This is a genomic window from Pseudomonas sp. (assembly GCF_050739775.1).
Taxonomy (GTDB): domain Bacteria; phylum Pseudomonadota; class Gammaproteobacteria; order Pseudomonadales; family Pseudomonadaceae; genus Aquipseudomonas.
The window spans coordinates 1-25,222 of record NZ_JBOICA010000008.1; the positions used below are offsets into that span (position 1 = coordinate 1).

Consider the following 25,222-nt stretch of genomic DNA (forward strand, 5'->3'; position numbering starts at 1 on the left):
GGCTTGCCCCGCGATGTTTTTGAATCACCCAGAGACTTCTCCTTTTGGCCCACCCCGCCCAACGCCGCTGGTATCCCCTGGTTTTCGCCATTGCCGCCCTGGTGCTGCTGCCGCTGAGCGTGCTGCTGCTGTCCTGGCAGTCGGTCGACATGCAAATCTGGTCGCACCTGCTCGATACCCAGATGGGCCGCCTGCTGGGCAACACCCTGACCCTGATTGTCGGCGTCGGGGTGGGCGTCACCTTGCTGGGCGTGAGCCTGGCCTGGCTCACCAGCCTTTGCGAGTTCCCCGGACGGCGCTGGCTGGATTGGGCGCTGATGCTGCCGTTCGCCATTCCGGCCTATGTGCTGGCGTTCGTCTTCGTCGGCCTGCTGGACTTTGCCGGGCCGGTGCAAACCCTGCTGCGCGACGGGTTCGGGCCCATGCGCCTGCCGCGGGTGCGCTCCACCGGTGGGGTGATCATCGTTCTGGTGCTGGTGTTCTACCCTTACGTCTACCTGCTTGCGCGTACCGCTTTCCTGGCCCAGGGCAAAGGCCTGATGGAGGCGGCGCGGGTGCTTGGGCATTCGCCGTTGCGAGCATTCTGGCGGGTGGCGTTGCCCATGGCCCGTCCGGCTATCGGTGCCGGCGTCGCCCTGGCCTTGATGGAAACCCTGGCTGATTTCGGTGCGGTGTCGGTTTTCAACTTCGACACCTTCACCACAGCGATCTACAAAACCTGGTATGGCTTCTTCAGCCTCTCGAGTGCTGCGCAACTGGCCAGCTTGCTGCTGCTGGCGGTGATGCTGGTGCTCTACGGTGAGCGCCGTGCCCGTGGCGCCGTGCGCGGCAGCAATGAACGCCCCCGGGGCAAGGCGCTGTACCACTTGCGCGGGATCAAGGCGCTGGCTGCCAGTGGCTGGTGCCTGTTGGTGTTTGCCTGTGCCTTCGTCATCCCGGTGCTGCAATTGCTGGTGTGGTTCTGGCAGCGGGGGCGCTTCGATCTTGATGAGCGTTACACCAGCCTGATCCTGCATACCCTCTACCTGGGGGCAATGGCGGCGCTGATCACTGTCTGTGTGGCCCTGGTGCTGGCGTTTGCCCGCAGGCAAGCGCCCACGCCGGGCATTCGTGCCGGGATCGGCTTGGCCAACCTGGGGTATGCCTTGCCAGGCTCGGTGTTGGCTGTGTCGATCATGCTGGCGTTCAGTTACCTGGACAACCAGCTGGTGGTGCCGTTGTCCAACTGGCTCGGCGGTGCCGGCAGGCCACTGTTGTTGGGCAGTCTATATGCCTTGTTGCTGGCCTACCTGGTGCGTTTTATTGCCGTGGCCTACGGCCCGCTGGAAAATAGTCTGGGGCGGATTCGCCCTTCACTGCCCGAGGCCTCGCGCAGCCTCGGGGTCAGTGGCCCAAGATTGTTTTTCAAGGTGTATCTGCCGCTGTTGGTGCCGGGCGCCTTGAGTGCCGCCTTGCTGGTGTTCGTCGATGTCCTCAAGGAAATGCCCGCGACCTTGCTGATGCGCCCGTTCGGCTGGGACACCCTGGCCGTGCGGGTGTTTGAAATGACCAGCGAAGGCGAGTGGGCACGGGCTTCGTTGCCTGCCTTGACACTGATCCTGGTCGGCCTGTTGCCCGTTATTGGCCTGATTCGGCGTTCAGCCCGACACGTGGGTCAAACGCGCTGAGGATGTCAGCCATCAAGCTTGCAGCTACAATGCGCGGCATTCGCTGCGGCCGGTCCTACAGACCGGGTAGCTGAAATGCTGCCAACAGCCGTAGCTTCGCCACGCCCGGAAGGAGAAACCCATGGGACTGCGCACGCCTCTTTATGACCTGCACCTGGCGCTAGGCGCCAAGATGGTCGATTTTGGCGGTTGGGACATGCCTTTGCATTATGGCTCGCAGGTCGAAGAGCACCATCAGGTGCGCCGTGACTGCGGGGTGTTCGATGTTTCCCATATGACCGTGATCGATATCCACGGCGCGCAGGCAACTGTCTGGCTGCAGCGCCTGCTGGCCAATGATGTCGCTCGCCTGACCGAAACCGGCAAGGCCCTGTACAGCACGATGCTCGATGAGCAAGGCCAAGTCATCGACGACATGATTGTCTACCGCTGCGAAGACGGTTACCGGTTGGTGGTCAACGCCTCGACCCGGGACAAGGACCTGGCCTGGTTGAATGCTTGCAAGGGCAGCTTCCAGGTCGAGCTCATCGAACGCCCGGAGCTGGTCATTCTTGCCATCCAGGGGCCTGAAGCTCGCACCAAGGTCGCTGAATTGGTAACCGCCCCGCGGGCAGCCCTGATCCGCGAGCTCAAACCCTTTGAAGGCCGCGCCGAGGGCGACTGGTTTATCGCCCGTACCGGCTACACCGGCGAAGACGGCGTGGAGATCATCTTTCCGGCTGTGCAGGCCCCGGCATTTTTCAACGATCTGGTGGGTGCTGGCATCGCCCCGAGCGGCCTTGGTGCACGCGATACCCTGCGCCTTGAGGCCGGCATGAACCTGTATGGCCAGGACATCGACGAAGACCATACGCCACTGACGTCCAACCTGGGCTGGAGTGTCGCCTGGGAGCCAGCTGAGCGCGACTTCATCGGCCGCAGCGGTTTGCTGACGGAAATCGAGCATGGCGTCGAGCAGAAGCTGGTTGGCCTGGTGCTGGAGGAGCGCGGTGTACTGCGCGCCCACCAGGTGGTTCGCGTTGCCGGTATTGGCGAAGGGGAGATCACCAGTGGTAGTTTCTCTCCTACGCTGAGCAAATCGATTGCGCTGGCGCGGGTGCCGATGGCAACCGCCGATCGTGCCGAGGTGGAGATCCGCGGCAAGTGGTACCCGGTGCGGGTGGTCAAGCCGACCTTCGTGCGCCATGGCAAGATTCTGATCTGAACCCATTCTGGCGGGCCTACCGCTGACCCTATCGAGGACAACAAGATGAGCAATATCCCCGCCGACCTGCGTTTTGCCGAAAGCCACGAGTGGGCCAAGCTGGAGGCCGACGGCACTGTGACCGTTGGCATCAGCGACCACGCCCAGGAAGCCCTGGGTGACGTGGTGTTCGTCGAGCTGGCGGAAGTCGGCAAGGTCTTCGCCGCTGGCGATGCTGCCGGCGTGGTCGAGTCGGTCAAGGCCGCTTCGGATATCTACGCACCGGTCAGTGGCGAAGTGATCGCTGTGAACGAGGCGCTGGCTGACAGTCCCGAGTCGCTGAACAGCGATCCTTACGCCAGCTGGATCTTCAAGCTCCAGCCAAGCGACAAGGCCGAGCTGGACAAACTGCTCGACGCCGCCGGCTACAAAGCCGCCATCGGCGAATAGTTTTCACACAAAGCGGCAATCTCTTCCTAGACTCAATATGCCTCGACTGCTCGGGGCTTGGTCTAGGAAGAGAGAGCCGCTATGTCCCAGTCGCCGTCCCTGAGCCAACTGTACGACGCCAATCCATTCCTGCGTCGTCACCTGGGCCCTGATGCCTCGGAGCAGCAGGTCATGCTCCAGGCCCTTAGTCTGGGCAGTCGCCGCGAACTGATCGAACAAACCGTGCCACCGGGCATTCGCCTGAGCCGACCGTTGGACTTGCCCGCCGCCCTGGATGAGCAGGCCGCCCTGAGCAAGCTCAGAGGGTATGCCGAGCAAAACCAGGTGTGGACCAGCCTGATCGGCATGGGTTACCACGGTACCGTCACGCCGAACGTCATTTTGCGTAACGTGCTTGAAAACCCGGGTTGGTACACCGCCTACACGCCCTATCAACCGGAAATCGCCCAGGGCCGCCTGGAAGCCTTGCTGAATTTCCAGCATATGATTATTGACCTCACCGGGTTGGACCTGGCCAATGCCTCCTTGCTGGATGAAGCCACGGCGGCAGCTGAAGCCATGGCCTTGGCCAAGCGCATGGCCAAGTCGAAAAGCAATGTGTTCTTCGCCGATGAGCACTGCCATCCACAGACCCTGTCGGTGCTGCAGACCCGCGCCGAGGGGTTTGGTTTCGAGCTGGTCGTCGATGCTGTGGATAACCTCGGCAATTACCAGGTGTTCGGGGCGTTGTTGCAATACCCCGATACCCATGGCGAGATCCGCGACCCGCGACCTCTGATCGAGCGACTGCATAAACAGCAGGCTTTGGCCTGCGTTGCCGCCGACTTGCTCAGCCTGCTGATGTTGACCCCACCGGGTGAGCTGGGGGCCGACGTAGTGTTGGGTTCATCACAGCGTTTTGGCGTGCCGATGGGCTACGGTGGTCCTCATGCCGCCTACTTTGCCTGTCGCGACGCGTTCAAGCGGGCCATGCCCGGACGCATTATCGGCGTGTCCAAGGATGCTCGCGGCAACGTGGCGTTGCGCATGGCCCTGCAGACCCGTGAACAGCATATCCGCCGGGAGAAGGCCAACTCCAACATCTGCACCGCGCAGGTGCTACTGGCCAACATTGCCGCATTTTATGCGGTGTACCACGGCCCGGAAGGCTTGCAGCGTATCGCCCAGCGCGTGCATGCGCTGACCTTTATCCTGGCGGCCGGCCTTGAGAACAAGGGCATCAAGCGCCTCAACGAGCACTTCTTCGACACCCTGACCCTGGAGGTGGGCGGCAGTCAGACGGCGATCATCGAAAGCGCTGAGGCGGCGCAGATCAACCTGCGCATACTGGGTCGCGGCCAGTTGGGCGTGAGTCTCGATGAGACCTGTGACGAAACCACCGTATTGCGCCTGTTCGATATCTTTCTGGGGGCCGACCATGGCCTGGATATCGCCACTCTCGATGCCCTGGCCTTGCCGGAAGGCATTCCGGCGGCTCTGGTGCGGCGCTCGGCCTTCCTCACGCATCCAGTGTTCAACCGGCACCACAGCGAAACCGAGATGCTGCGCTATCTCAAGCAGTTGGAGAACAAGGACCTGGCCCTGAACCAGTCGATGATTCCGCTGGGCTCCTGCACTATGAAACTCAATGCCAGCAGCGAGATGATTCCGATTACCTGGCCAGGTTTTGCCTTGCTGCATCCCTTTGCGCCCGCCGCGCAGGTGCAGGGCTACAAGGCGATGATCGATGAGCTGGAAGCTTGGCTGTGCGCGATCACCGGCTTCGACGCCATCTGCATGCAGCCCAACTCCGGTGCCCAAGGCGAGTACGCCGGGCTGATGGCAATTGCCAAATATCACCGCAGCCGCCACCAGAGTCAGCGCGATATCTGCCTGATTCCGTCATCGGCCCACGGCACCAACCCGGCATCGGCGCAGATGGCTGGCATGCAGGTGGTGATCGTCGAGTGCGACGAGGCCGGCAACGTTGATCTGGCTGACCTCAAGGCCAAGGCCCAGGCGGCCGGCGAGCACCTGTCGTGCCTGATGGCAACTTATCCGTCGACCCATGGCGTGTATGAAGAGGGTATCAGCGAGATCTGCGAGGTTATCCACAGCCAGGGTGGCCAGGTGTACATGGATGGTGCCAACCTCAATGCCCAGGTCGGCCTGAGCCGACCGGCCGATATCGGCGCCGATGTCTCGCACATGAACCTGCACAAGACCTTCTGCATTCCCCACGGCGGTGGCGGCCCGGGCATGGGCCCGATTGGCGTGCGGGCCCACTTGGCGCCATTCGTGGCCAGCCATCCGGTGATCCCGGTTCCAGGGCCAGATCCGCAGAACACTGCGGTCAGCGCCGCCCCCTGGGGCAGCGCGAGCATTCTGCCGATCAGCTGGATGTACATTGCCATGATGGGCCCGCAATTGGCCGATGCCAGCGAGGTAGCCATTCTGTCGGCCAACTATCTGGCCGAACAGCTGGGCGGAGCATTCCCGGTGCTGTACCGGGGGCGCAACGGGCGGGTGGCCCATGAGTGCATTCTAGACTTGCGGCCGCTGAAGGCCTTGACCGGGATTACCGAGGAGGATGTGGCCAAACGCTTGATGGATTACGGTTTCCATGCGCCGACCATGTCATTCCCGGTGCCGGGTACGTTGATGGTCGAACCAACCGAGAGTGAGTCGAAGGCCGAGCTGGATCGCTTTGTCGAGGCGATGCTGAGCATTCGTGCGGAAATTCGTGAGGTGCAGGAGGGCAACTGGCCGGCAGAAGACAACCCGCTCAAGCACGCGCCGCATACGTTGGCGGATGTGCTGGGAGTCTGGGAGCGTCCCTACAGTATTGCCCAGGGTGTCGCGCCCAGTGAGCATGTGCGTCTGCACAAGTACTGGCCGGCAGTTAATCGGGTGGACAATGTGTTTGGTGACCGGAACCTGTTTTGTGCCTGTGTGCCGGTGGATGATTATCGCAGCTGATCGCGGGGCAAGCCCGTTCCCACAGGCTGTGTGTGGGGGCGGGCTTGCCCCGCGATTTATTACTGCGCTACAGCATTCTTGGCCAGAATGGCATTGGCCAATTCCATGTCGCTGACCTCAAGCCCCGGGTTATCGGCCCGGACTTTGTGCATGGCCGCTTCCAGGTACGGGCCACGAATTGCACCTTCACTGGCAACAAAGCTGCCGGCATCATCCTGGGCGGCAACCACCAGCTTATGATCCTTGGACGTCAGGTAGGTGGAGGCGGTCGTCGCGCCGGAGGAAATGACATTGCGCCAGAATGTATCGGCCATGGCTGAACCGATTGGCAGGGAGAGCAGGGCAAGGGTCGCGACTGCAATTTTGAGACGCATCGAGGGGTGACTCCAACTGAGGTTAACTGGCAGCTTTGATCGGTTCGCCCCCATCTAGTTCCCTGGGGCAACGCGCAGCACTTCCGCCGCTGTAGTCAGACCACTCAGCACCTTCTGCGCGCCGCTTTGTTGCAAGCTTGGCAGGCCTTCGTCGAGGGCTTGCCGGCGCAGCATTGCCAGGTCGGTATCGCCGCGAATCTGGCTTATAAGCCCTTCGCTCATGCACAGCAGTTCATGGATACCGGTGCGACCGTGATAGCCGGTCTGCCGGCATTCATTGCAACCTTTGGCATGGTAGCCGGCTTCGCTCGAAGGCGCCGGGACTTTGCAGGCACTGCAGAGCGTGCGTACCAGGCGCTGGGCCATCACCCCGATCAGCCCAGCCTTGATCAAGTGCGGCGCAATACCCAGCTCAAGCAGGCGGTTGATGGCGCTACAGGCGTCGTTGGTGTGCAGGGTGGACAGCACCAGGTGGCCGGTCAGCGCGGCCTGGAAGGCCACCTGGGCAGTCTCCAGGTCGCGAATCTCACCGATCATGATGATGTCCGGGTCCTGGCGCAGCAGGGCGCGGGCGCCTTCGGCAAAGCCCAGGTCTATCGCCGGATGTACCTGTAGCTGGTTGAACCTGGGTTCGACCATCTCGATAGGGTCTTCGACGGTACACAGGTTGACCTGAGGTGTTGCCAGATACTTGAGGGTGGCATACAGGGTGCTGGTTTTGCCGGACCCGGTGGGACCTGTAACCAGGATCAGGCCGTGGCGTTGTCCGATCAGGGCTTTCCAGCGCTCAAGGTCCTCGCCGTCCAGACCAAGTTGGGGGAAGTCCTGCAGCAGCAGGAGGGGGTCGAAGATGCGCAGCACCAATTTTTCACCGAAGGTGGTAGGCAGGGTCGACAGGCGCAGCTCGACTTCGTTGCCAGCCGGCAGGCGGGTCTTGATCCGGCCGTCCTGGGGGCGACGCTTTTCAGCGACATTCATGCCTGCGAGGGTTTTCAGGCGGCTGATGACGGCCAGGGTCACTTCGGCCGGGAACTGATAGACCGGGTGCAGCAGGCCGTCGATGCGAAAGCGCAAGTGACCCTGGTCGCGCCGGGGCTCCAGATGAACGTCGCTGGCACGTTGATCGAAAGCGTATTGCAGCAGCCAGTCGACGATGGTGACGATATGGGCATCATCATCTTCGCGCTGCTGGTCGTTTGTACCCAGTTCGAGCAGCTGTTCCAGATTGCCGGGTGAAGGCGCTGGCAGCGGCTGGCGGCTGGCCCCGTTGACCGAACGGGCCAGATGGAAGAATGCCTGGCTGAACTGGCGAATCTGCACGGGGCTCGCCAGTACGCGCTTGATCGGGCGTCGCAGTACCTGTGCCAGATCCGTTTCCCAGGACCTGACAAAGGGTTCGGCGCTGGCCACGGTGATGCCCTGGGCGTCCGCCGCAATCGCCAGTATGCCGTGACGCTGGGCAAAGGCCGCGGACATCAGGCCAGTGGTTGCGGCGAGGTCGAGCTGCAGCGGGTCGATGTACAGGTAGGGCAGTCCGGCCCGCGGGGCCAGCCACTGGCACAGGGTTTCCAGATCCAGGCGCCGACCAGCTTGGCGTGGGTCAGGCAGGCCCTGGCGGGCGATGTGTTCGAGGGGGTGGACTTCGGCGGCCAGTGGTTGAGTTCGCAGTACCTGAGCAGCGTCCGGGTTGATGAGTCGAGCATCGAGCAGGTCGGCCAAGAGGCTGTCCAGGCTCAGCCGGCGATCCTCGTCGCTGACAGTCATGTGGCGTCCTTGCCTTGCTGCCTGAAGGGGTGGCAATGACAAGCGTAGTTGACTGTGGGGAATAGCAAGGCCGATCTACGTATCCAGGCATTTCCATACTCAGTCCGGATGCTGGGCAAGTTGCAGGCGAACTACGTCGACACAGATCAGGTTGCGTATTTTTTGGGCAATGAGTTCGGCCCGGTGCCAGCTCAAGCCGGCAATCTCGATCTCGACGTCGAGCAGATCGCCCTGTTGGCGCATCTGCACTTTGTGCGGCGTGAGGAACTGCAGGGCGAACAGATTCAAAACGCGGCACAGGCTGTCCGGTTCGGCTTCGACCTGCAATTGGTAGTGCACGCAACTGAGGGCGCTGCCGACGGCCCAGACGTCGTCGCGCAGTGGGGGCAGAGGGCTGTCGAAGCGTTCGAGTGCGCTCATGGAGTTCTCCGGATTCAGTGCGAGAAATTTTCACATGCGTGCGCGGGTATTTTTTCTCTATGATCAGTGATTATGGCGAATATTCGAATTATTCAATTCGCTAGAATGTGTAATGGAGAAATAATTATGCCAAGCGAATTGGACGCCTATGATCGTCGCATCCTGGCCCTTTTACAGGAGGACGCTGCGCTTTCCAGTGCTCAGATTGCCGAGCGCGTAGGGCTTTCTCAGTCACCCTGCTGGCGACGGATTCAGCGCTTGAAGGAGGAGGGGGTAATTCGCGCTCAGGTGACCTTGCTTGACCGCAAGAAGATCGGCCTGAATACGCAGATTTTCGCCGAGGTCAAACTCAACGCTCACGGACGCTCCAACTTCACCGAGTTCACCGAGGCGATTCGCGGCTTCCCGGAGGTGCTGGAGTGTTATGTGCTGATGGGCGCAGTGGATTTTCTGCTGCGCATTGTCACCGCGGACATCGAAGCCTACGAACGGTTTTTCTTCGAGAAGCTGTCGATGGTGCCGGGGATCCAGGAGGTCAACTCGATCGTGGCCTTGTCCGAAATCAAGTCCACGACGAGTCTACCGGTGCTGCGCTAGGGCTTACTTGCGCAGCAGGTGCTTCCAGCCACGGCTCTGGAATACGGCCATGGCCTGGTCGACACGGGCTTCAAGGACCTCCGTGCGGACTTGTTCTTCCACTTCGTTGCTGATCGGCAGGTTGGCCAGTTCGTGCAACTTGTTCAGTTCACCGAACAGGCGGTCCAGGTCCGGGCTCTCCAGCACCTGACGGGCATGGTGCAGCCAGGCCAGCAGGCGCTCGATGCGCGGCAGCTGTTCGGCCAGGTCTTCCGGCTGGCGATGGTACAGCGGCAGATTCAGATCCTTGGCCTCGTCGGCCAGCAGCACGTTCAGCCAGTTGCCCAGTTGTGCGGCACCCTGGCGGTCACCACGCTTGTTACGTTCGGCGGTCCAGCCGCGGGCCAGCAGCCAGCGCGAGGTTTCCAGAGAGAATTGACCCCAGCGGGTGTCCAGCAGTTCTTCGGCAAACTGCTCAGGCGCCGCACGGCGGACGTCTTCGTCGTCGTTGCCGGCCAGTACCAGTGGGCGCCAGTCTTCCAGCAGGACGTCGAGATTGGCACGCAGCGCGTGGGTGGTCGTACGCGGTGCGGCTTGGCCCAGGCTGCTGGCCAAGGCGCGCAGTTCGGCCAGGGTTTTGACCCAGTCCTGCAGCAGACGCCAGTGGCCATTGAAGCGGTACTGTTCGGCCAGGCGTTGGCTGGCGCCGAGCAGTTGCCAGGCCAGGGCGGCGAAGGCGTCGTCCAGTGGCATTTCGGCGTTCAGTTCGGCAGCCGGCAGGCTCAATGCGTAGCTGGCCGGATCGAGCAGGCGATAACCGCGCTCGGCCTTGCTGATGTCGCACGGGAACAGCGGCAGGCTAGCGGACAGCTCGGCGGCCAGTTCCAGCAGTGCTTCTGGCTCGCCTTCGCGCAGCTCCAGCTCCAGCTCGCAGATTTCTTCTTTGTGCTTGCCCGCAACCACAGTGCCCAGATCCAGGGCAGCTTCGATGACCACTTTGGCCTTGCCGCGGCCCCAGGCGATTTCCGCGTATTCACGGGTGAAATCGGTGGTAAACAACGCTTTGATGGCCTTTTTGTCCACCTCGGCGAGTTCGGCTGGCCAGCATTCGTCGTCGAGCTTCTTCAGGTCCAGCTTGGCCTTGGGCAGCTGCCACTCGTGCTCATTGCGCTGGGACAGGCCGGCGACGCTTTGGCCGCGGGTCTTGAGGGTCTGGATGACCACCTCGCCGTCGCGGCGCAGGCGCAGCGCGACCTTGGCGGCGGCCAGGTCACGCTCCGGGGTGTCGAAGTACTGGTTGAGCAGTTCGCGCTGCTGCCAGCCAGACTTGTTGCGCTTCTTCAGCAATGGGTGTTCGCGCAGGGCGGCGAGGGTCTCGCGGCTGACCCGCAGTTTGATTTCGGTTTCTTTGTGCATTGCTGGGTAATCCAGGCTCGGATGACAGGGAGCGTCTTGGCCGTGCAGTGTACAGGACTCGGCCGCCGACGGTTTATTCCAGGTGCCCGATGGCCCTATGATGGGTTTCGTCCCGAGGAGAACGCGCATGCCGCTGCCATCGCTCAAAGACCAGTTTGCCGCACTGATTGCCACTCCATCGGTAAGCTGTACTCAACCTGCGCTGGACCAGTCCAACCGCGCGGTGATCGACCTGTTGGCCGGTTGGCTGGGCGACCTGGGTTTTGCCTGCGATATCCAGCAGGTGACGCCGGGCAAGTTCAATCTGCTCGCCAGTTACGGCAGTGGGCCAGGCGGGCTGGTGCTGGCCGGGCACAGCGATACCGTGCCCTATGATGCGGGGCTGTGGCAGACCGATCCGCTGAAGCTGACCGAAGTCGACGGCCGCTGGGTAGGCCTTGGCAGCTGCGACATGAAAGGCTTCTTCGCCTTGATCATCGAGGCGGTACAGCCGTTGCTGGCCAATGACTTCAAGCAGCCACTGCTGATTCTCGCCACCTGCGACGAAGAAAGCTCAATGTCCGGCGCCCGTGCCTTGGCCGATGCCGGTCGCCCTCTGGGCCGGGCTGCGGTGATCGGCGAGCCGACCGGGCTCAAGCCGATCCGCCTGCACAAGGGGGTGATGATGGAACGCATCGATATCCTCGGCCGCAGCGGCCATTCGTCGGACCCGAGCCTGGGGCACAGCGCGCTGGAGGCCATGCACCAGGTAATGGCTGAGCTGATGAGCTTGCGCCGGCAATGGCAGAAGGAATTCAGCAACGCCCAGTTCAGCGTGCCGCAACCGACCCTGAATTTCGGCTGCATCCATGGCGGTGACAACCCCAACCGGATCTGTGGCCAGTGTGCCCTGGAGTTCGACCTGCGGCCGTTGCCGGGGATGGACCCAGAGGCTCTGCGTGCCGCCATCCGGCAGAAACTTGTGCCGCTGGCCGAGCAGCACCAGGTAAAGATCGACTATGCCCCGTTGTTTCCCGAAGTGCCGCCCTTTGAGCAGGCCGCCGATGCGGAATTGGTACGGGTAGCCGAACGTCTTACCGGACATCGCGCCGAAGCGGTAGCCTTTGGCACCGAAGCGCCTTATCTTCAGCGCCTGGGCTGCGAAACCCTGGTGCTGGGCCCGGGTGACATCGCTTGCGCCCACCAGCCGGGCGAGTACCTTGAAATGTCACGCTTGCAGCCTACTGTGCGTCTATTGCGTGAGTTGATCGAACATTATTGCCTGAACCCGGTAATTGCCCGCTGAGTTCAACCGTTTTGCCAAAGGAGATTGCGCGTGACGCCAAGCCTGTTCCGACGATAACCCTTCGAGCGCTGTGTGCTTTCCCGTTCTTGTCCCTTTTTCTACAGGCTCTGTGGTTATGCCCGATTACGTCAACTGGCTGCGTCATGCTTCGCCTTACATCAACGCCCACCGGGACTGCACCTTTGTGGTCATGCTGCCTGGTGACGGGGTCGAACACCCCAACTTCGGCAATATCGTCCACGACCTGGTCCTGCTGCACAGTCTCGGGGTTCGTCTGGTGCTGGTGCACGGTTCGCGTCCGCAGATCGAAACCCGCCTGGCCAATCGTGGCCTGACGCCGCACTACCATCGCGGCATGCGTATTACCGATGCGGCAACTCTGGATTGTGTGATTGACGCTGTCGGTCACCTGCGCATTGCAATAGAGGCACGCCTGTCGATGGATATGGCGGCCTCACCAATGCAGGGTTCGCGCTTGCGCATCGCGGCGGGCAACCTGGTGACTGCGCGGCCGATTGGCGTGCTTGAAGGCGTGGATTATCACCACACCGGTGAAGTGCGCCGGGTTGATTGCAAAGGTATCAACCGCCTGCTCGATGAGCGCTCCATCGTGCTGCTGTCGCCGCTGGGTTACTCGCCGACCGGGGAGATCTTCAACCTGGCTTGCGAAGACGTCGCTACCCGCGCAGCCATCGAGTTGGGCGCCGATAAATTGCTGCTGTTCGGTGCCGAGCGCGGCCTGCTCGACGAGCAAGGACGGCTGGTGCGTGAACTGCGCCCACAGCAGGTGCCAGCACATCTACAGCGTCTGGGCAGTGATTATCAGGGTGAGTTGCTCGATGCTGCCGCCGAGGCCTGCCGTGGTGGCGTGGCGCGCAGCCATATCGTCAGCTATGCCGAAGACGGCGCCTTGCTCACCGAACTGTTCACCCGTGATGGTGGCGGAACCCTGGTGGCCCAGGAGCAGTTCGAGAAGGTTCGAGAGGCAGCGATCGAAGATGTCGGCGGTTTGCTTGAACTGATCAGCCCGCTGGAGGAGCAGGGCATCCTCGTGCGCCGTTCGCGTGAGGTGCTGGAGCGCGAGATCGAGCAGTTCAGTGTGGTCGAGCGCGAAGGGATGATCATCGCCTGTGCGGCGCTGTACCCGATTGCCGACTCTGAGGCTGGGGAGCTGGCGTGCCTGGCGGTGAATCCCGAGTATCGTCATGGTGGTCGCGGCGATGAGCTGCTTGAGCGCATCGAGACGCGGGCGCGGGAGATGGGGCTCAATACCCTCTTTGTGCTGACGACGCGGACCGCGCACTGGTTCAGGGAGCGGGGCTTTGTGCCGAGTGGCGTCGAGCGACTGCCGGCGGCGCGCGCTTCGTTGTACAACTATCAGCGCAATTCGAAGATTTTCGAGAAGGCTTTGTAATGCATCGCGGGGCAAGCCCGATGCTATAACCCCCTGTAGGAGCCAGCGTTGCTGGCGATGCCCGGCGGAGCCGGGCCAGGGGCACTACGCGTCCCATCGCCGGCAACGCCGGCTCCTACAGTTAACCAAGTGGAAGACAGTTGCCACAGGTCATTCCAGCACCCACCCGCTTACACGGTATGCAGGTACCAGTTGTACTCAAGGTCGGAGATGGAGTGTTCGAACTCCTCCAGCTCACTCTCCTTACAGGCCACGAAGATATCGATGTATTTCGGATCGATGTACTTGGCCAGGACCTCGCTGTCGTCCAACTCGCGCAGGGCATCACGCAGGTTGTTCGGCAGGCTCTGCTCGTTCTGCTCGTAGGAGTTGCCTTCGGTCGGCTCGCCCGGGTCGACCTTGTTGGTCAAACCATGGTGAACACCGGCCAAAACAGCGGCCATCAGCAGATACGGGTTGGCATCGGCACCGGCAACGCGGTGTTCGATGCGCACCGCGTCGGGTGAGCCGGTCGGTACGCGCAGGGCTACGGTACGGTTGTCCAGGCCCCAGCTTGGCGAGTTTGGCACGTAGAACTGGGCACCGAAACGGCGGTACGAGTTGACGTTCGGGCACAGGAACGCCATCGACGCCGGTAGGGTCTCGAGCACACCGCCGATCGCGTGACGCAGTGCGGCGTTCTGCTCGGGATCCTCGCTGGTGAAGATGTTCTTGCCATCTTTGTCCAGCACCGAGATATGGACATGCAGACCATTACCCGCCTGACCCGGATAGGGCTTGGCCATGAAGGTGGTGTCCATCTCATGGTCGTAGGCGATGTTCTTGATCAGGCGCTTGAGCAGTACCGCGTAGTCGCAGGCCTTCATCGGGTCGGCAACGTGGTGCAGGTTGACTTCGAACTGCGCCGGGGCGCTTTCCTTGACGATGGCGTCGGCAGGGATGCCCTGCTCCTTGGCACCTTCGAGGATGTCCTGCAGACAGTCGACGTACTCGTCGAGGTCATCGATCAGGTAGACCTGGGTCGACATCGGACGTTTGCCGGAAATCGGCGAGCGCGGTGGCTGTGGACGGCCGTTCACGTTCTCCTGGTCGATCAGGTAGAACTCCAGCTCGAAGGCGGCGCAGATGGTCAGGCCCATCTCGTCGAACTTGCTCACCACCTGGCGCAGGACTTCCCGCGGGTCGGCAAAGAACGGCTCGCCTTCGAGCTCGTGCATGGTCATCAGCAGTTGGGCGGTAGGGCGCTTCTGCCAAGGCTCGTTGGACAGGGTGTCGGGGATTGGATAGCAGATGCGGTCGGCATCGCCGATGTCCAGGCCCAGGCCGGTGCTTTCGACCGTCGAGCCGTTGATATCCAATGCGAAGAGGGAGGCCGGCAGATTGATGCCTTTCTCGTAAACCTTGTGGAGGCTGGTGCGCTCGATGCGCTTGCCACGCACCACACCATTCATATCTGCAATCAGAAGGTCAACGTAGAGAACCTCAGGATGTTCCTTAAGGAACGCGTTCGCTTCGTTAAGCTGAACGGCACGCGGGGGTACCGACATGATGCAACACCTTTGTTGTTAAAAATATCAATCAATGGGGGCTTGCAGCTCCAGTCAATCGGAAAGCCATACTGAAGTCAAGCCAAGCCCATGATGCCCTAAAATGGCCGTCAAGAGGCATTTTTGCTGCAATTGAGGGCACGGACAACCGCTGCTTTCGTACGAGCAGGAGCGACCTTGAGCAGGCCGTGTTCTATTTTTTACGGGGGTGTTGTGTAAAAAAATGAACAAGGCTAAGCTCGGTGGCAACCCATAACATCAATAATACCGGGGGTTACATGTCACACCAGCCGACAATCGGCATCACCGTCTGCCGCCCGCAGATCGGTTCGCAGGCCTTTTACGCGAGCGTCTATCGCTACGCGTCAGTACGCAGTACCCCGGCTGAAATAATTGACGGCCCGGGCAGCCTGCCTGTTGTCGATGCACCTGCGAATATCCACTGCCTCCACTATAGCGGCCCTCGTCGCGGCATGCCCCTGCGCGGCTTTTGCTTTAGCCCCGCGCGGCATACAGAATGTCTGGGACGGCCCACTCCGGGTGTCCTGACGACTGTCCAGACATTTACCTCCTGAGGTATTTATGAGTAGCAACCTCGACCAGCTCACCGATTGGTTGAAAGAACACAAGATCACCGAAGTCGAGTGTCTGATAAGCGACCTCACCGGTATCACCCGTGGCAAGATTTCTCCAACCAACAAGTTCATTGCCGAAAAAGGCATGCGCTTGCCCGAGAGTGTCCTGCTGCAAACCGTCACCGGCGACTACGTCGATGACGACATCTATTACGAACTGCTGGACCCGGCCGACATCGACATGATCTGCCGGCCTGACGAGAACGCGGTGTTTCTCGTGCCTTGGGCCATCGAGCCGACGGCTCAGGTGATCCACGATACCTATGACAAACAGGGCAACCCGGTTGAACTGTCGCCGCGCAACGTGCTCAAGAAGGTCCTGAAACTCTATGCCGACAAGGGCTGGCAGCCAATCGTGGCGCCAGAAATGGAGTTCTACCTGACCAAGCGCTGCGAAGACCCGGACTTCCCGCTGCAACCGCCGATCGGTCGCTCCGGCCGTCCGGAAACCGGCCGTCAGTCGTTCTCCATTGAAGCCGCCAACGAGTTCGACCCGCTGTTCGAGGACGTCTACGACTGGTGCGAGTTGCAGAACCTGGACCTGGACACGCTGATCCACGAAGACGGCACGGCGCAGATGGAAATCAACTTCCGTCACGGTAACGCCCTGGCTTTGGCCGACCAGATCCTGGTGTTCAAGCGGACCATGCGCGAAGCGGCGCTCAAGCACAACGTTGCCGCCACCTTCATGGCCAAACCGATGACCGGCGAGCCGGGCAGCGCCATGCACCTGCACCAGAGCATCATTGACGTGCACACCGGCAAGAATATCTTCTCTGATGAAGACGGGCGCATGAGCGAGCTGTTTCTCAACCATGTCGGCGGCCTGCAGAAGTTCATCCCTGTCGTGTTGCCGCTGTTCGCGCCGAACGTCAACTCATTCCGCCGTTTCCTGCCTGACACCTCGGCGCCGGTGAACGTCGAGTGGGGTGAGGAGAACCGTACCGTCGGCCTGCGCGTACCGGATGCCGGTCCACATAACCGTCGGGTCGAGAACCGTCTGCCAGGCGCCGATGCCAACCCGTACTTGGCGATCGCTGCGAGCTTGCTGTGCGGCTATATCGGCATGGTCGAAGGCATCAAACCAAGCGCGCCGGTAAAGGGCCGTGGTTACGAGCGGCGCAACCTGCGCCTGCCGCTGACCATCGAAGATGCCCTGGAGCGCATGGAAAACTGCCAGGCCCTGGAACCGTACCTGGGCAAGAAATTCATTGCCGGCTACGTCGCGACCAAACGCGCCGAACATGAAAACTTCAAACGCGTAATCAGCTCCTGGGAACGTGAGTTCCTGCTGTTTGCAGTCTGATCAACCCGCAGCCGCAGGACCGCGGCAGTCAGAAACGGAGAAGCACATGAGCGTCAACAACCCGCAAACCCGTGAGTGGCAAACCCTGAGCAGTGAGCACCACCTGGCGCCTTTCAGTGACTATAAACAGCTGAAAGAGAAGGGCCCGCGCATCATCACCAAAGCTCAAGGCGTGCACTTGTGGGACAGCGAGGGCAACAAGATCCTCGACGGCATGGCTGGTCTGTGGTGTGTGGCGGTCGGTTACGGTCGTGAAGAGCTGGTTGAAGTTGCGGCCAGGCAGATGCGTGAGCTGCCGTACTACAACCTGTTCTTCCAGACGGCTCACCCACCGGCGCTGGAACTGGCCAAGGCGGTTTCTGACCTGGCGCCGCAAGGTATGACTCATGTGTTCTTCACCGGCTCCGGCTCCGAAGGCAATGACACTATTCTGCGCATGGTCCGCCACTACTGGGCGATCAAGGGCAAGCCGCAAAAGCAGGTGATCATCGGCCGGATCAACGGTTATCACGGTTCCACCGTGGCCGGTGCCGCGCTGGGTGGCATGAGCGGCATGCACGCGCAGGGTGGGACGCTCCCGGGCATCGTGCATATCCCGCAGCCATACTGGTTCGGTGAAGGCGGCGACATGACCCCGGACGAATTCGGGGTGTGGGCGGCCGAGCAACTGGAAAAGAAAATCCTCGAAGTTGGCGAAGACAATGTCGCCGCCTTCATTGCCGAGCCGATCCAGGGCGCGGGCGGGGTGATCATTCCGCCAGACACCTACTGGCCGAAGATCAAGGAGATCCTCGCCAAGTACGACATCCTGTTCATTGCCGACGAGGTGATCTGTGGCTTCGGGCGTACCGGTGAGTGGTTCGGTTCCGATTACTACGACCTCAAGCCTGACCTGATGACCATCGCCAAGGGCCTGACCTCCGGTTACATCCCCATGGGCGGTGTGATCGTACGTGACGAAGTGGCCAAGGTGGTCAGCGAAGGTGGCGATTTCAACCACGGCTTCACCTACTCCGGTCACCCGGTTGCCGCCGCCGTGGGCCTGGAAAACCTGCGAATCCTGCGCGACGAGAAAATTATCGAGCGGGTTAAGGAAGAAACGGCACCGTACTTGCAGAAACGTCTGCGCGAGCTGAACGATCACCCGTTGGTGGGCGAAGTGCGTGGCCTGGGCATGCTCGGTGCAATCGAGCTGGTCAAGGACAAGGCAACCCGTGCCCGTTACGAAGGCCGGGGCGCAGGCATGATCTGCCGTCAGCACTGTTTCGACAACGGCCTGATCATGCGTGCGGTGGGCGACACCATGATCATTGCACCACCCCTGGTAATCAGCCGTGAAGAGATCGACGAGCTGGTGGAAAAGGCACGCAAATGCCTGGACTTGACGCTCGAGGCGCTGAAATAGCCAAGTGCTAGGCTAGCGTAATGGCATCATCGTGTTTCGAGGCGCGCCTTCCTTGAAAGAGCGCCTTGGAACTTGCCAGACTAGCGACTGTTTCAGTCGCCTAGTGCTTGCGCCATAAAGAGCCGGCCACTGAACAGATGGCTAAATAAAAAATCTTGGAGCATTACGCATGAAGAAATTGGGCAAGACGTTGTTGGCTGTGTCCCTGATGGGCGCCATGGCCAGTGCTGTTCAGGCGGATGACAAGGTTGTTCACGTTTACAACTGGTCCGACTACATCGCGCCGGATACCGTCGCCAAGTTCGAAAAGCAGACGGGTATCAAAGTCGTCTACGACGTCTTCGACAGTAACGAAACCCTAGAAGCCAAGTTGCTGGCAGGCAAGTCTGGTTACGACGTGGTGGTACCGTCCAACAACTTCCTGGCCAAGCAGATCAAGGCGGGCGTTTACCAGGAGCTGGACAAGTCCAAGCTGGCGAACTGGAAGAACCTCGACGAAGACCTGCTCAAGGCTGTTGGCGATGCCAGTGACGCGGGCAACAAACATGCCTTCCCGTATATGTGGGGCTCCATTGGCATCGGCTACAACCCGGAGAAGGTCAAGGCTGCGCTGGGCATCGACAAGATCGACTCCTGGGACGTGGTGTTCAAGCCGGAGAACATCGAAAAGCTCAAGAGCTGCGGCGTGAGCTTCCTCGATGCACCGACCGAGATGATCCCGGCGGCGCTGCATTACCTGGGCTACCCGACCAACTCCAAGGACAAGAAGCAATTGGCCGAAGCCGAAGCACTGTTCCTCAAGGTTCGTCCTTCGATCGCCTACTTCCACTCCTCCAAGTACATCTCGGACCTGGCCAACGGCAACATCTGCGTCGCCGTGGGTTACTCGGGTGACCTGGAGCAGTCCAAGGAACGCGCCAAAGAGGCCGGCGACAAGGTCAAACTGGCCTACACCATTCCGAAAGAAGGTGCCGGTACTTTCTATGACATGGTTGCCATTCCAAAGGATGCCACCAACGTCGACGCTGCCTATAAGTTCATGGACTTCCTGATGCAGCCGGAAGTCATGGCCGAGATCACCAACGCTGTACGTTTCCCGAACGGCAACAAAGCGGCTACCCCGTTGGTGGACAAGGACATTACCAGCGATCCGAGCATCTACCCGTCGGATGAAGTGAAGAAGCAGCTGTACGCAATCAGCGACCTGGACGCAGGCACCCTGCGCTTGATCACTCGCAGCTGGACCAAGATCAAATCGGGCAAATAAGCCTGATTGACCCCGGGCGTGGTGCAAATCACGCCCAGGATCAAGAAAAGTGGCAAATTGTTTTTGCGACAAGCGTGTATCGAAGGTAAGTTGCGCGCCGGTTTGCTTGTCCGGCAGGGATTTCTGCCGTTTGACTTGGGCACTTTTGTAGAGGACCTCCCACTTGTCTATTTCTGTATTTCGCAAGGCCATCTTGGCTGGAGCGGGTCTGACGCTGGCGATCAGCGTCCAAGCGGCGCCCACGGTGCACATTTACAACTGGTCGGACTACATCGGCCAGACGACACTCGCGGACTTCGAGAAAGCCACCGGTATCAAACCGGTACAGGATGTCTTCGACTCCAATGAAACCCTGGAAGGCAAGCTGCTGGCCGGTCGTACCGGTTATGACGTAGTGGTGCCGTCCAACCATTTCCTCGGCAAGCAGATCAAGGCGGGCGCTTTCCAGAAGCTCGACAAGTCGCTGCTGCCGAACTTTTCGAACCTCGACCCGGCGCTGATGAAGCGTCTGAAGAAGAACGACCCGGGTAACCAGTACGCCGTCCCCTACCTGTGGGGCAGCAACGGCATCGGCTACAACGTCGAGAAGGTCAAGGCGGCGCTGGGTACCGACAAGATCGACTCCTGGGCCATGCTGTTCGAGCCGGAAAACATCAAGAAGCTCTCCAAGTGCGGCGTCGCCTTCCTCGACTCGGCCGATGAGATGCTCCCGGCGGTGCTGAACTACATGGGGCGTGATCCCAACAGCACCAACCCCAAGGACTACGCCGATGCCGAGAACAAGCTGCTGGCGGTGCGTCCTTACGTGACCTACTTCCACTCGTCCAAGTACATCTCGGACCTGGCCAATGGCGACATCTGTGTGGCCGCCGGTTTCTCCGGCGATGTGTTCCAGGCCAAGTCCCGTGCCGAAGAAGCCGGCAAGGGCGTGGAAGTGGCTTATGTGATTCCCAAGGAAGGCGGCAACCTCTGGTTCGACATGCTGGCAATCCCCAAGGATTCCACCAATGTCAAAGAGGCCCATGCCTTCATCAACTATTTGCTGCAGCCTGAGGTCATCGCCCAGGTCAGTGATTACGTCGGTTATGCCAACCCGAACCTCAAGGCTGGCGATCTGATGGACCAGAGCGTGCGAACCGACGCAGCGGTTTACCCACCGCAAGAAGTGCTGGACAAGTTGTACGTCAACTCGGAGCTACCTCCCAAGGTGCAACGGTTGATGACCCGCAGCTGGACCAAGGTCAAGTCGGGCAAGTAAATATCCAGGGTCCGTCACGGCAGGGGCGGACGCAAAAAATCTTGTTGGGAGTTTCATAAATGGCTGTTGCCTCCGGTGCCTATAAGAAAGCCCTCGAGGGCGACCAGCAACCTAAACAGGTGCTGGTCAAAATCGACCGGGTCACGAAAAAGTTCGACGAAACCATCGCCGTGGACGATGTGTCCCTGGAAATCAAGAAGGGTGAGATCTTCGCCCTGCTCGGTGGTTCGGGTTCGGGTAAATCCACCTTGCTGCGCATGCTGGCTGGCTTCGAACGACCAACCGAGGGGCGAATCTTCCTCGATGGCGTAGACATCACTGACATGCCGCCCTACGAGCGGCCGATCAACATGATGTTCCAGTCCTATGCATTGTTCCCGCACATGACCGTGGCGCAGAACATCGCCTTCGGTCTGCAGCAGGACCGTATGCCCAAGGCCGAGATCGATGCCCGCGTTGGCGAAATGCTCAAGCTGGTGCACATGACTCAGTACGCCAAGCGCAAGCCGCACCAGCTTTCCGGTGGTCAGCGTCAGCGTGTGGCCCTGGCCCGCTCCTTGGCCAAGCGGCCCAAGCTGCTGCTGCTCGATGAGCCGATGGGCGCGTTGGACAAGAAACTGCGTTCGCAGATGCAACTGGAGCTGGTGGAAATCATTGAGCGGGTTGGTGTGACCTGCGTGATGGTGACCCACGACCAGGAAGAGGCCATGACCATGGCCCAGCGCATCGCCATCATGCACCTGGGCTGGATCGCCCAGATCGGCAGCCCGATCGACATCTACGAGACCCCGACCAGTCGCCTGGTCTGCGAGTTCATCGGCAACGTCAACTTGTTCGACGGTGAAGTGGTCGATGACGCCGAAGGTCATGCGGTCATCGCCAGCCCTGAACTTGAGCGCAAGATTTACGTCGGCCACGGTGTCACCACCTCGGTAGAAGACAAGCGCATTACCTACGCGCTGCGTCCGGAAAAACTGCTGGTAACCACCGAGCAGCCGACCTGCGAACACAACTGGTCGCGCGGCAGGGTTCACGACATCGCCTACCTGGGCGGCCACTCGGTGTTCTACGTCGAGCTGCCTGGCGGCAAGGTTGTCCAGTCGTTCGTCGCCAACGCCGAGCGCCAGGGCACCCGGCCGACCTGGGATGACCAGGTCTACGTCTGGTGGGAAGACGACAGCGGCGTGGTACTGCGGTCATGAACATGCGCAAGCTCAAGCGAGCATTCGATCGAGTAAAGCCCGAGGGGCGCCATCTGGTGATCGGCGTGCCGTTCATCTGGCTGTTCCTGTTCTTCATGCTGCCGTTCTTCATCGTCCTGAAGATCAGCTTTGCTGAAGCAGACGTGGCGATCCCGCCCTACACCGAAATCTACAGCTACGTCGAAGACAAGCTACAGCTGGTGCTGAACATGGCCAACTACGGTCTGTTGACCGAGGATGAGCTGTACATCTCGGCGTATTTGGGCTCGTTGAAGATGGCCTTCTTCAGCACCCTGTTGTGCCTGTTGATCGGTTATCCGATGGCCTATGCCATTGCCAACGCGCGCAAGGAGTCGCAGACGGTCCTGTTGCTGCTGATCATGATGCCGACCTGGACTGCGATCCTGATCCGCGTCTACGCCTGGATGGGCATTCTCAGCAACAACGGTCTGCTCAACAGCTTCCTGATGTGGCTGGGCTTGATCGACCAACCGTTGCAGATCCTCAACACTAACCTTGCGGTGTATATCGGTGTGGTCTATTCGTACCTGCCGTTCATGATCCTGCCGCTCTATGCCAACCTGGTCAAACACGACCAGAGTTTGCTTGAGGCCGCATCGGACCTGGGTTCGAGCACCTTCAACAGTTTCTGGAAGATCACCGTGCCGCTATCGAAAAACGGCATCATCGCCGGCTGCATGCTGGTGTTCATTCCGGTGGTCGGTGAGTTCGTTATCCCGGAACTGCTCGGCGGTCCGGAAACCCTGATGATCGGTAAAGTGCTCTGGCAAGAGTTCTTCAACAACCGTGACTGGCCGGTGGCGTCCGCCCTGGCGGTGGTGATGCTGGCGATCCTGATCGTGCCGATTCTGCTCTTCAACCGTAGTCAGGCTAAAGAGATGGAGGGCCGGGCATGAAGCGTTTCAGTTTCTCCAAGCTGATGTTGATTGTGGGCTTGCTGTTCATCTACCTGCCCATGCTGATCCTGGTGATCTACTCGTTCAACGCCTCGAAGCTGGTGACAGTCTGGGGCGGCTGGTCGGTGAAGTGGTACGTCGGCCTGCTCGACAACAGCCAACTGATGGGCTCGGTGATGCGCTCGCTGGAGATCGCTTGCTACACCGCGATCGCTGCTGTGGCGCTGGGCACCCTGGCGGCCTTCGTGCTGACCCGGGTGACGCGCTTCAAGGGCCGTACCCTGTTCGGTGGCCTGGTCACCGCGCCGCTGGTAATGCCTGAGGTGATTACCGGTCTGTCGCTGTTGCTGCTGTTCGTGGCCATGGCGCAGATGATCGGCTGGCCGCAGGAGCGCGGCATCGTGACCATCTGGATCGCGCATACCACCTTCTGTGCTGCCTATGTGGCGGTGGTGGTGTCGGCACGTCTGCGTGAGCTGGATCTGTCCATCGAGGAAGCAGCCATGGACCTGGGTGCCAAGCCGTGGAAGGTGTTTTTCCTGATCACCATCCCGATGATCGCACCCTCGCTGGCGGCGGGCGGCATGATGTCCTTCGCCCTGTCGCTGGATGACCTGGTACTGGCCAGCTTCGTGTCCGGTCCGGGTTCGACCACTTTGCCGATGGAAGTGTTCTCGGCCGTGCGCCTGGGCGTGAAGCCGGAAATCAACGCGGTGGCCAGCCTGATCCTGCTGTCGGTGTCGTTGGTGACCTTCATGGTCTGGTACTTCAGCCGTCAGGCCGAGGAGCGTCGTCGTCGGGCGATCCAGCAAGCCATCGAGGAAAGTGCTGCCGATTCGTGGAAACAACCGGACGTGCGTCGCGCGCCGACGCCGGTTTCGGCTTGACCTGAAAAACATCGCGGGCAAGCCCGCTCCTACAGCAGGAGTGGGCTTGCCCGCGATCAGGCCCCAGCGGACTCACTCCGGCCAATGCCAGGCCGGCGCATCCAGCACCCCCTGACCCGCCACCCGGGTCTGTCCCAATTCCTTCTCCAGTACGATCGAGTTGCAGGTCGCATCCTGTTCCAGAGCGGCCACCAGTCGCCTTGCGTGCGAAACCACCCACACCTGGCAATGCTCCGTTGCGCGAATGATCAAGCGTGCCAACGCCGGCAGCAGGTCCGGGTGCAGGCTGGTCTCCGGCTCGTTGAGCACCATCATGGTCGGCGCCCTGGGGCTCAACAGCGCAGCCACCAGCAGCAGGTAACGCAAGGTTCCATCCGACAGCTCGGCAGCCGACAGCGGCCGCAGCAATCCTTCCTGATAGAACTGCAAACTGAACAGGCCGCCAGGTACCGCATCGATGGTCAGGTGTGAGCCAGGAAACGCGTCGCTGATCGTATCCCACAGCGCCTGGGCGTCGCCGATCTCGATAATGGTCTGTAAGGCGGCGGCCAGGTCGCGACCGTCGTGATGCAGGACTGGGGTGCGGGTACCCAGTTGGGGCCGTCGTGCCGGGGCGTCGCGATCAGTGCGAAAGTGATCATAGAAACGCCAGCCACGGATGCGCTCGCGCAGATGCAGCACTTCAGGCGATGAGCGCAGGTTGCCGACCTGGTCGTAGAGGCTGTCGAAGTCCGGCGTGTGCTGGGCCAGTACGTCCCATTGGCGTCCTTCGCGGGCACGGAGCATCGCACCCTGGCGATCCACCAGCAGGCTGGACGGGCGATAGAGCGGGCCTGCCCAGATGCATTCGCGCTTGATCTGCGGGTCGAGAGTGAAGCGCGAAGGGATCCGCGAGCCTTGTCCCGGGAGCATGAAGTGTCCGCTGGACGCTGGCAGACCAAGGCCGATGGCATAACCGAAATCCTCGTCGGCAAAGCCCAGGCGCAGGCGTTTGGCGTCCTGGCGCGGGCCGCCCTCAACAGCTACTTCCCCGTGGCTCATGCGGCGGCTGATGCGCTCGGGGCCTGCCCAGAAGGTCGATTCCAGTCCGCCTTCACCGGCCAAAGCATTGACGACACCGCCCTGGGCGGTTTCAGCGAGCAAGCGCAAGGCTTTGTACAAGTTGGACTTGCCGCTGCCGTTGGGGCCAGTGATGACGTTCAGGCGGGCCAGGGGCAGCACCAGGTGATTGATCGAGCGGTAGTTTGCAACGGCCAATGTGGTCAGCATCTTGGCGTCCTTGCGCAGGTGA

At 60.8% G+C, this 25,222-nt stretch carries 20 protein-coding genes; 14 read left to right on the forward strand and 6 right to left on the reverse strand.

Annotated elements, in window-relative coordinates; translation table 11 throughout:
• Positions 1-44 precede the first annotated feature (44 nt).
• The 4 genes from ACRESH_RS06095 (at position 45) to gcvP (ending at position 6,258) form a co-directional block, all read left to right on the forward strand.
• The gene (locus tag ACRESH_RS06095; RefSeq protein WP_431741121.1) at positions 45-1,667 is read left to right on the forward strand and encodes an ABC transporter permease; all 1,623 of its coding nucleotides are present in this window, start codon (positions 45-47) and stop codon (positions 1,665-1,667) included.
• Between the two features lie 121 nt (positions 1,668-1,788).
• The gene (gene gcvT / locus ACRESH_RS06100; protein ID WP_431741122.1) at positions 1,789-2,871 is read left to right on the forward strand and encodes a glycine cleavage system aminomethyltransferase GcvT; all 1,083 of its coding nucleotides are present in this window, start codon (positions 1,789-1,791) and stop codon (positions 2,869-2,871) included.
• Positions 2,872-2,916: 45 nt separating this feature from the next.
• Positions 2,917-3,300, forward strand: a complete 384-nt coding sequence (gcvH, locus tag ACRESH_RS06105) for a glycine cleavage system protein GcvH (RefSeq protein ID WP_431741123.1) — start codon at positions 2,917-2,919, stop codon at positions 3,298-3,300.
• Positions 3,301-3,381: 81 nt separating this feature from the next.
• Positions 3,382-6,258 carry an aminomethyl-transferring glycine dehydrogenase gene (gene gcvP / locus ACRESH_RS06110; RefSeq protein WP_431741124.1) on the forward strand — a complete coding sequence of 959 codons (2,877 nt, stop codon included), beginning with the start codon at positions 3,382-3,384 and terminating at the stop codon, positions 6,256-6,258.
• 59 nt (positions 6,259-6,317) lie between these two features.
• Here the strand turns inward: gcvP and ACRESH_RS06115 are convergent, their stop codons facing one another.
• The 3 genes from ACRESH_RS06115 to ACRESH_RS06125 form a co-directional block, all read right to left on the reverse strand.
• On the reverse strand, positions 6,318-6,632 hold the full coding sequence (locus ACRESH_RS06115; protein ID WP_431741125.1) for a DUF2388 domain-containing protein: 315 nt from the start codon (positions 6,630-6,632) through the stop codon (positions 6,318-6,320).
• A gap of 54 nt (positions 6,633-6,686) precedes the next feature.
• Positions 6,687-8,396 (reverse strand): GspE/PulE family protein, encoded by a 1,710-nt coding sequence (locus ACRESH_RS06120; protein ID WP_431741126.1) that lies wholly within the window; start codon positions 8,394-8,396, stop codon positions 6,687-6,689.
• A 99-nt stretch (positions 8,397-8,495) separates the two neighbouring features.
• Complete coding sequence (locus ACRESH_RS06125; protein ID WP_431741127.1) at positions 8,496-8,816, reverse strand: hypothetical protein; 321 nt, start codon at positions 8,814-8,816, stop codon at positions 8,496-8,498.
• Between the two features lie 126 nt (positions 8,817-8,942).
• Here ACRESH_RS06125 and ACRESH_RS06130 point away from each other — a divergent pair, with 126 nt between their 5' ends.
• Positions 8,943-9,413 carry an Lrp/AsnC family transcriptional regulator gene (locus ACRESH_RS06130; RefSeq protein WP_431741128.1) on the forward strand — a complete coding sequence of 157 codons (471 nt, stop codon included), beginning with the start codon at positions 8,943-8,945 and terminating at the stop codon, positions 9,411-9,413.
• A 3-nt stretch (positions 9,414-9,416) separates the two neighbouring features.
• On the opposite strand, the gene ACRESH_RS06135 is transcribed toward ACRESH_RS06130, so the two are convergent.
• The gene (locus ACRESH_RS06135) at positions 9,417-10,808 is read right to left on the reverse strand and encodes an inorganic triphosphatase (RefSeq protein WP_431741129.1); all 1,392 of its coding nucleotides are present in this window, start codon (positions 10,806-10,808) and stop codon (positions 9,417-9,419) included.
• A gap of 127 nt (positions 10,809-10,935) precedes the next feature.
• Between ACRESH_RS06135 and argE the strand changes: the two genes are divergently transcribed.
• Together argE and argA are read left to right on the forward strand one after the other, a co-directional pair.
• The gene (gene argE, locus ACRESH_RS06140) at positions 10,936-12,093 is read left to right on the forward strand and encodes an acetylornithine deacetylase (protein ID WP_431741130.1); all 1,158 of its coding nucleotides are present in this window, start codon (positions 10,936-10,938) and stop codon (positions 12,091-12,093) included.
• Between the two features lie 115 nt (positions 12,094-12,208).
• Positions 12,209-13,507: an amino-acid N-acetyltransferase gene (argA, locus tag ACRESH_RS06145; protein ID WP_431741131.1), complete on the forward strand. Its 1,299-nt coding sequence runs from the start codon at positions 12,209-12,211 to the stop codon at positions 13,505-13,507.
• 170 nt (positions 13,508-13,677) lie between these two features.
• Here the strand turns inward: argA and ACRESH_RS06150 are convergent, their stop codons facing one another.
• Positions 13,678-15,054 (reverse strand): glutamine synthetase family protein, encoded by a 1,377-nt coding sequence (locus ACRESH_RS06150; protein WP_431741132.1) that lies wholly within the window; start codon positions 15,052-15,054, stop codon positions 13,678-13,680.
• 582 nt (positions 15,055-15,636) lie between these two features.
• On the opposite strand from ACRESH_RS06150, the gene ACRESH_RS06155 reads away from it, so the two are divergent.
• The 7 genes from ACRESH_RS06155 (at position 15,637) to ACRESH_RS06185 (ending at position 23,931) form a co-directional block, all read left to right on the forward strand.
• Complete coding sequence (locus tag ACRESH_RS06155) at positions 15,637-16,995, forward strand: glutamine synthetase family protein (RefSeq protein WP_431741133.1); 1,359 nt, start codon at positions 15,637-15,639, stop codon at positions 16,993-16,995.
• Between the two features lie 46 nt (positions 16,996-17,041).
• The gene (locus ACRESH_RS06160) at positions 17,042-18,400 is read left to right on the forward strand and encodes an aspartate aminotransferase family protein (RefSeq protein ID WP_431741134.1); all 1,359 of its coding nucleotides are present in this window, start codon (positions 17,042-17,044) and stop codon (positions 18,398-18,400) included.
• A 169-nt stretch (positions 18,401-18,569) separates the two neighbouring features.
• Positions 18,570-19,667, forward strand: a complete 1,098-nt coding sequence (locus ACRESH_RS06165) for a polyamine ABC transporter substrate-binding protein (RefSeq protein WP_431741135.1) — start codon at positions 18,570-18,572, stop codon at positions 19,665-19,667.
• Positions 19,668-19,830: 163 nt separating this feature from the next.
• The gene (locus tag ACRESH_RS06170) at positions 19,831-20,925 is read left to right on the forward strand and encodes a polyamine ABC transporter substrate-binding protein (RefSeq protein ID WP_431741136.1); all 1,095 of its coding nucleotides are present in this window, start codon (positions 19,831-19,833) and stop codon (positions 20,923-20,925) included.
• A 59-nt stretch (positions 20,926-20,984) separates the two neighbouring features.
• Complete coding sequence (gene potA, locus ACRESH_RS06175) at positions 20,985-22,127, forward strand: polyamine ABC transporter ATP-binding protein (RefSeq protein WP_431741137.1); 1,143 nt, start codon at positions 20,985-20,987, stop codon at positions 22,125-22,127.
• Positions 22,124-23,044: an ABC transporter permease subunit gene (locus ACRESH_RS06180; RefSeq protein WP_431741138.1), complete on the forward strand. Its 921-nt coding sequence runs from the start codon at positions 22,124-22,126 to the stop codon at positions 23,042-23,044. The genes potA and ACRESH_RS06180 overlap by 4 nt, the downstream gene beginning before the upstream one ends.
• Positions 23,041-23,931: an ABC transporter permease subunit gene (locus ACRESH_RS06185; RefSeq protein ID WP_431741139.1), complete on the forward strand. Its 891-nt coding sequence runs from the start codon at positions 23,041-23,043 to the stop codon at positions 23,929-23,931. The genes ACRESH_RS06180 and ACRESH_RS06185 overlap by 4 nt, the downstream gene beginning before the upstream one ends.
• Positions 23,932-24,003: 72 nt before the next feature.
• Here the strand turns inward: ACRESH_RS06185 and ACRESH_RS06190 are convergent, their stop codons facing one another.
• Positions 24,004-25,200, reverse strand: a complete 1,197-nt coding sequence (locus ACRESH_RS06190; protein WP_431741140.1) for an AAA family ATPase — start codon at positions 25,198-25,200, stop codon at positions 24,004-24,006.
• Between the last annotated feature and the right edge of the window lie 22 nt (positions 25,201-25,222).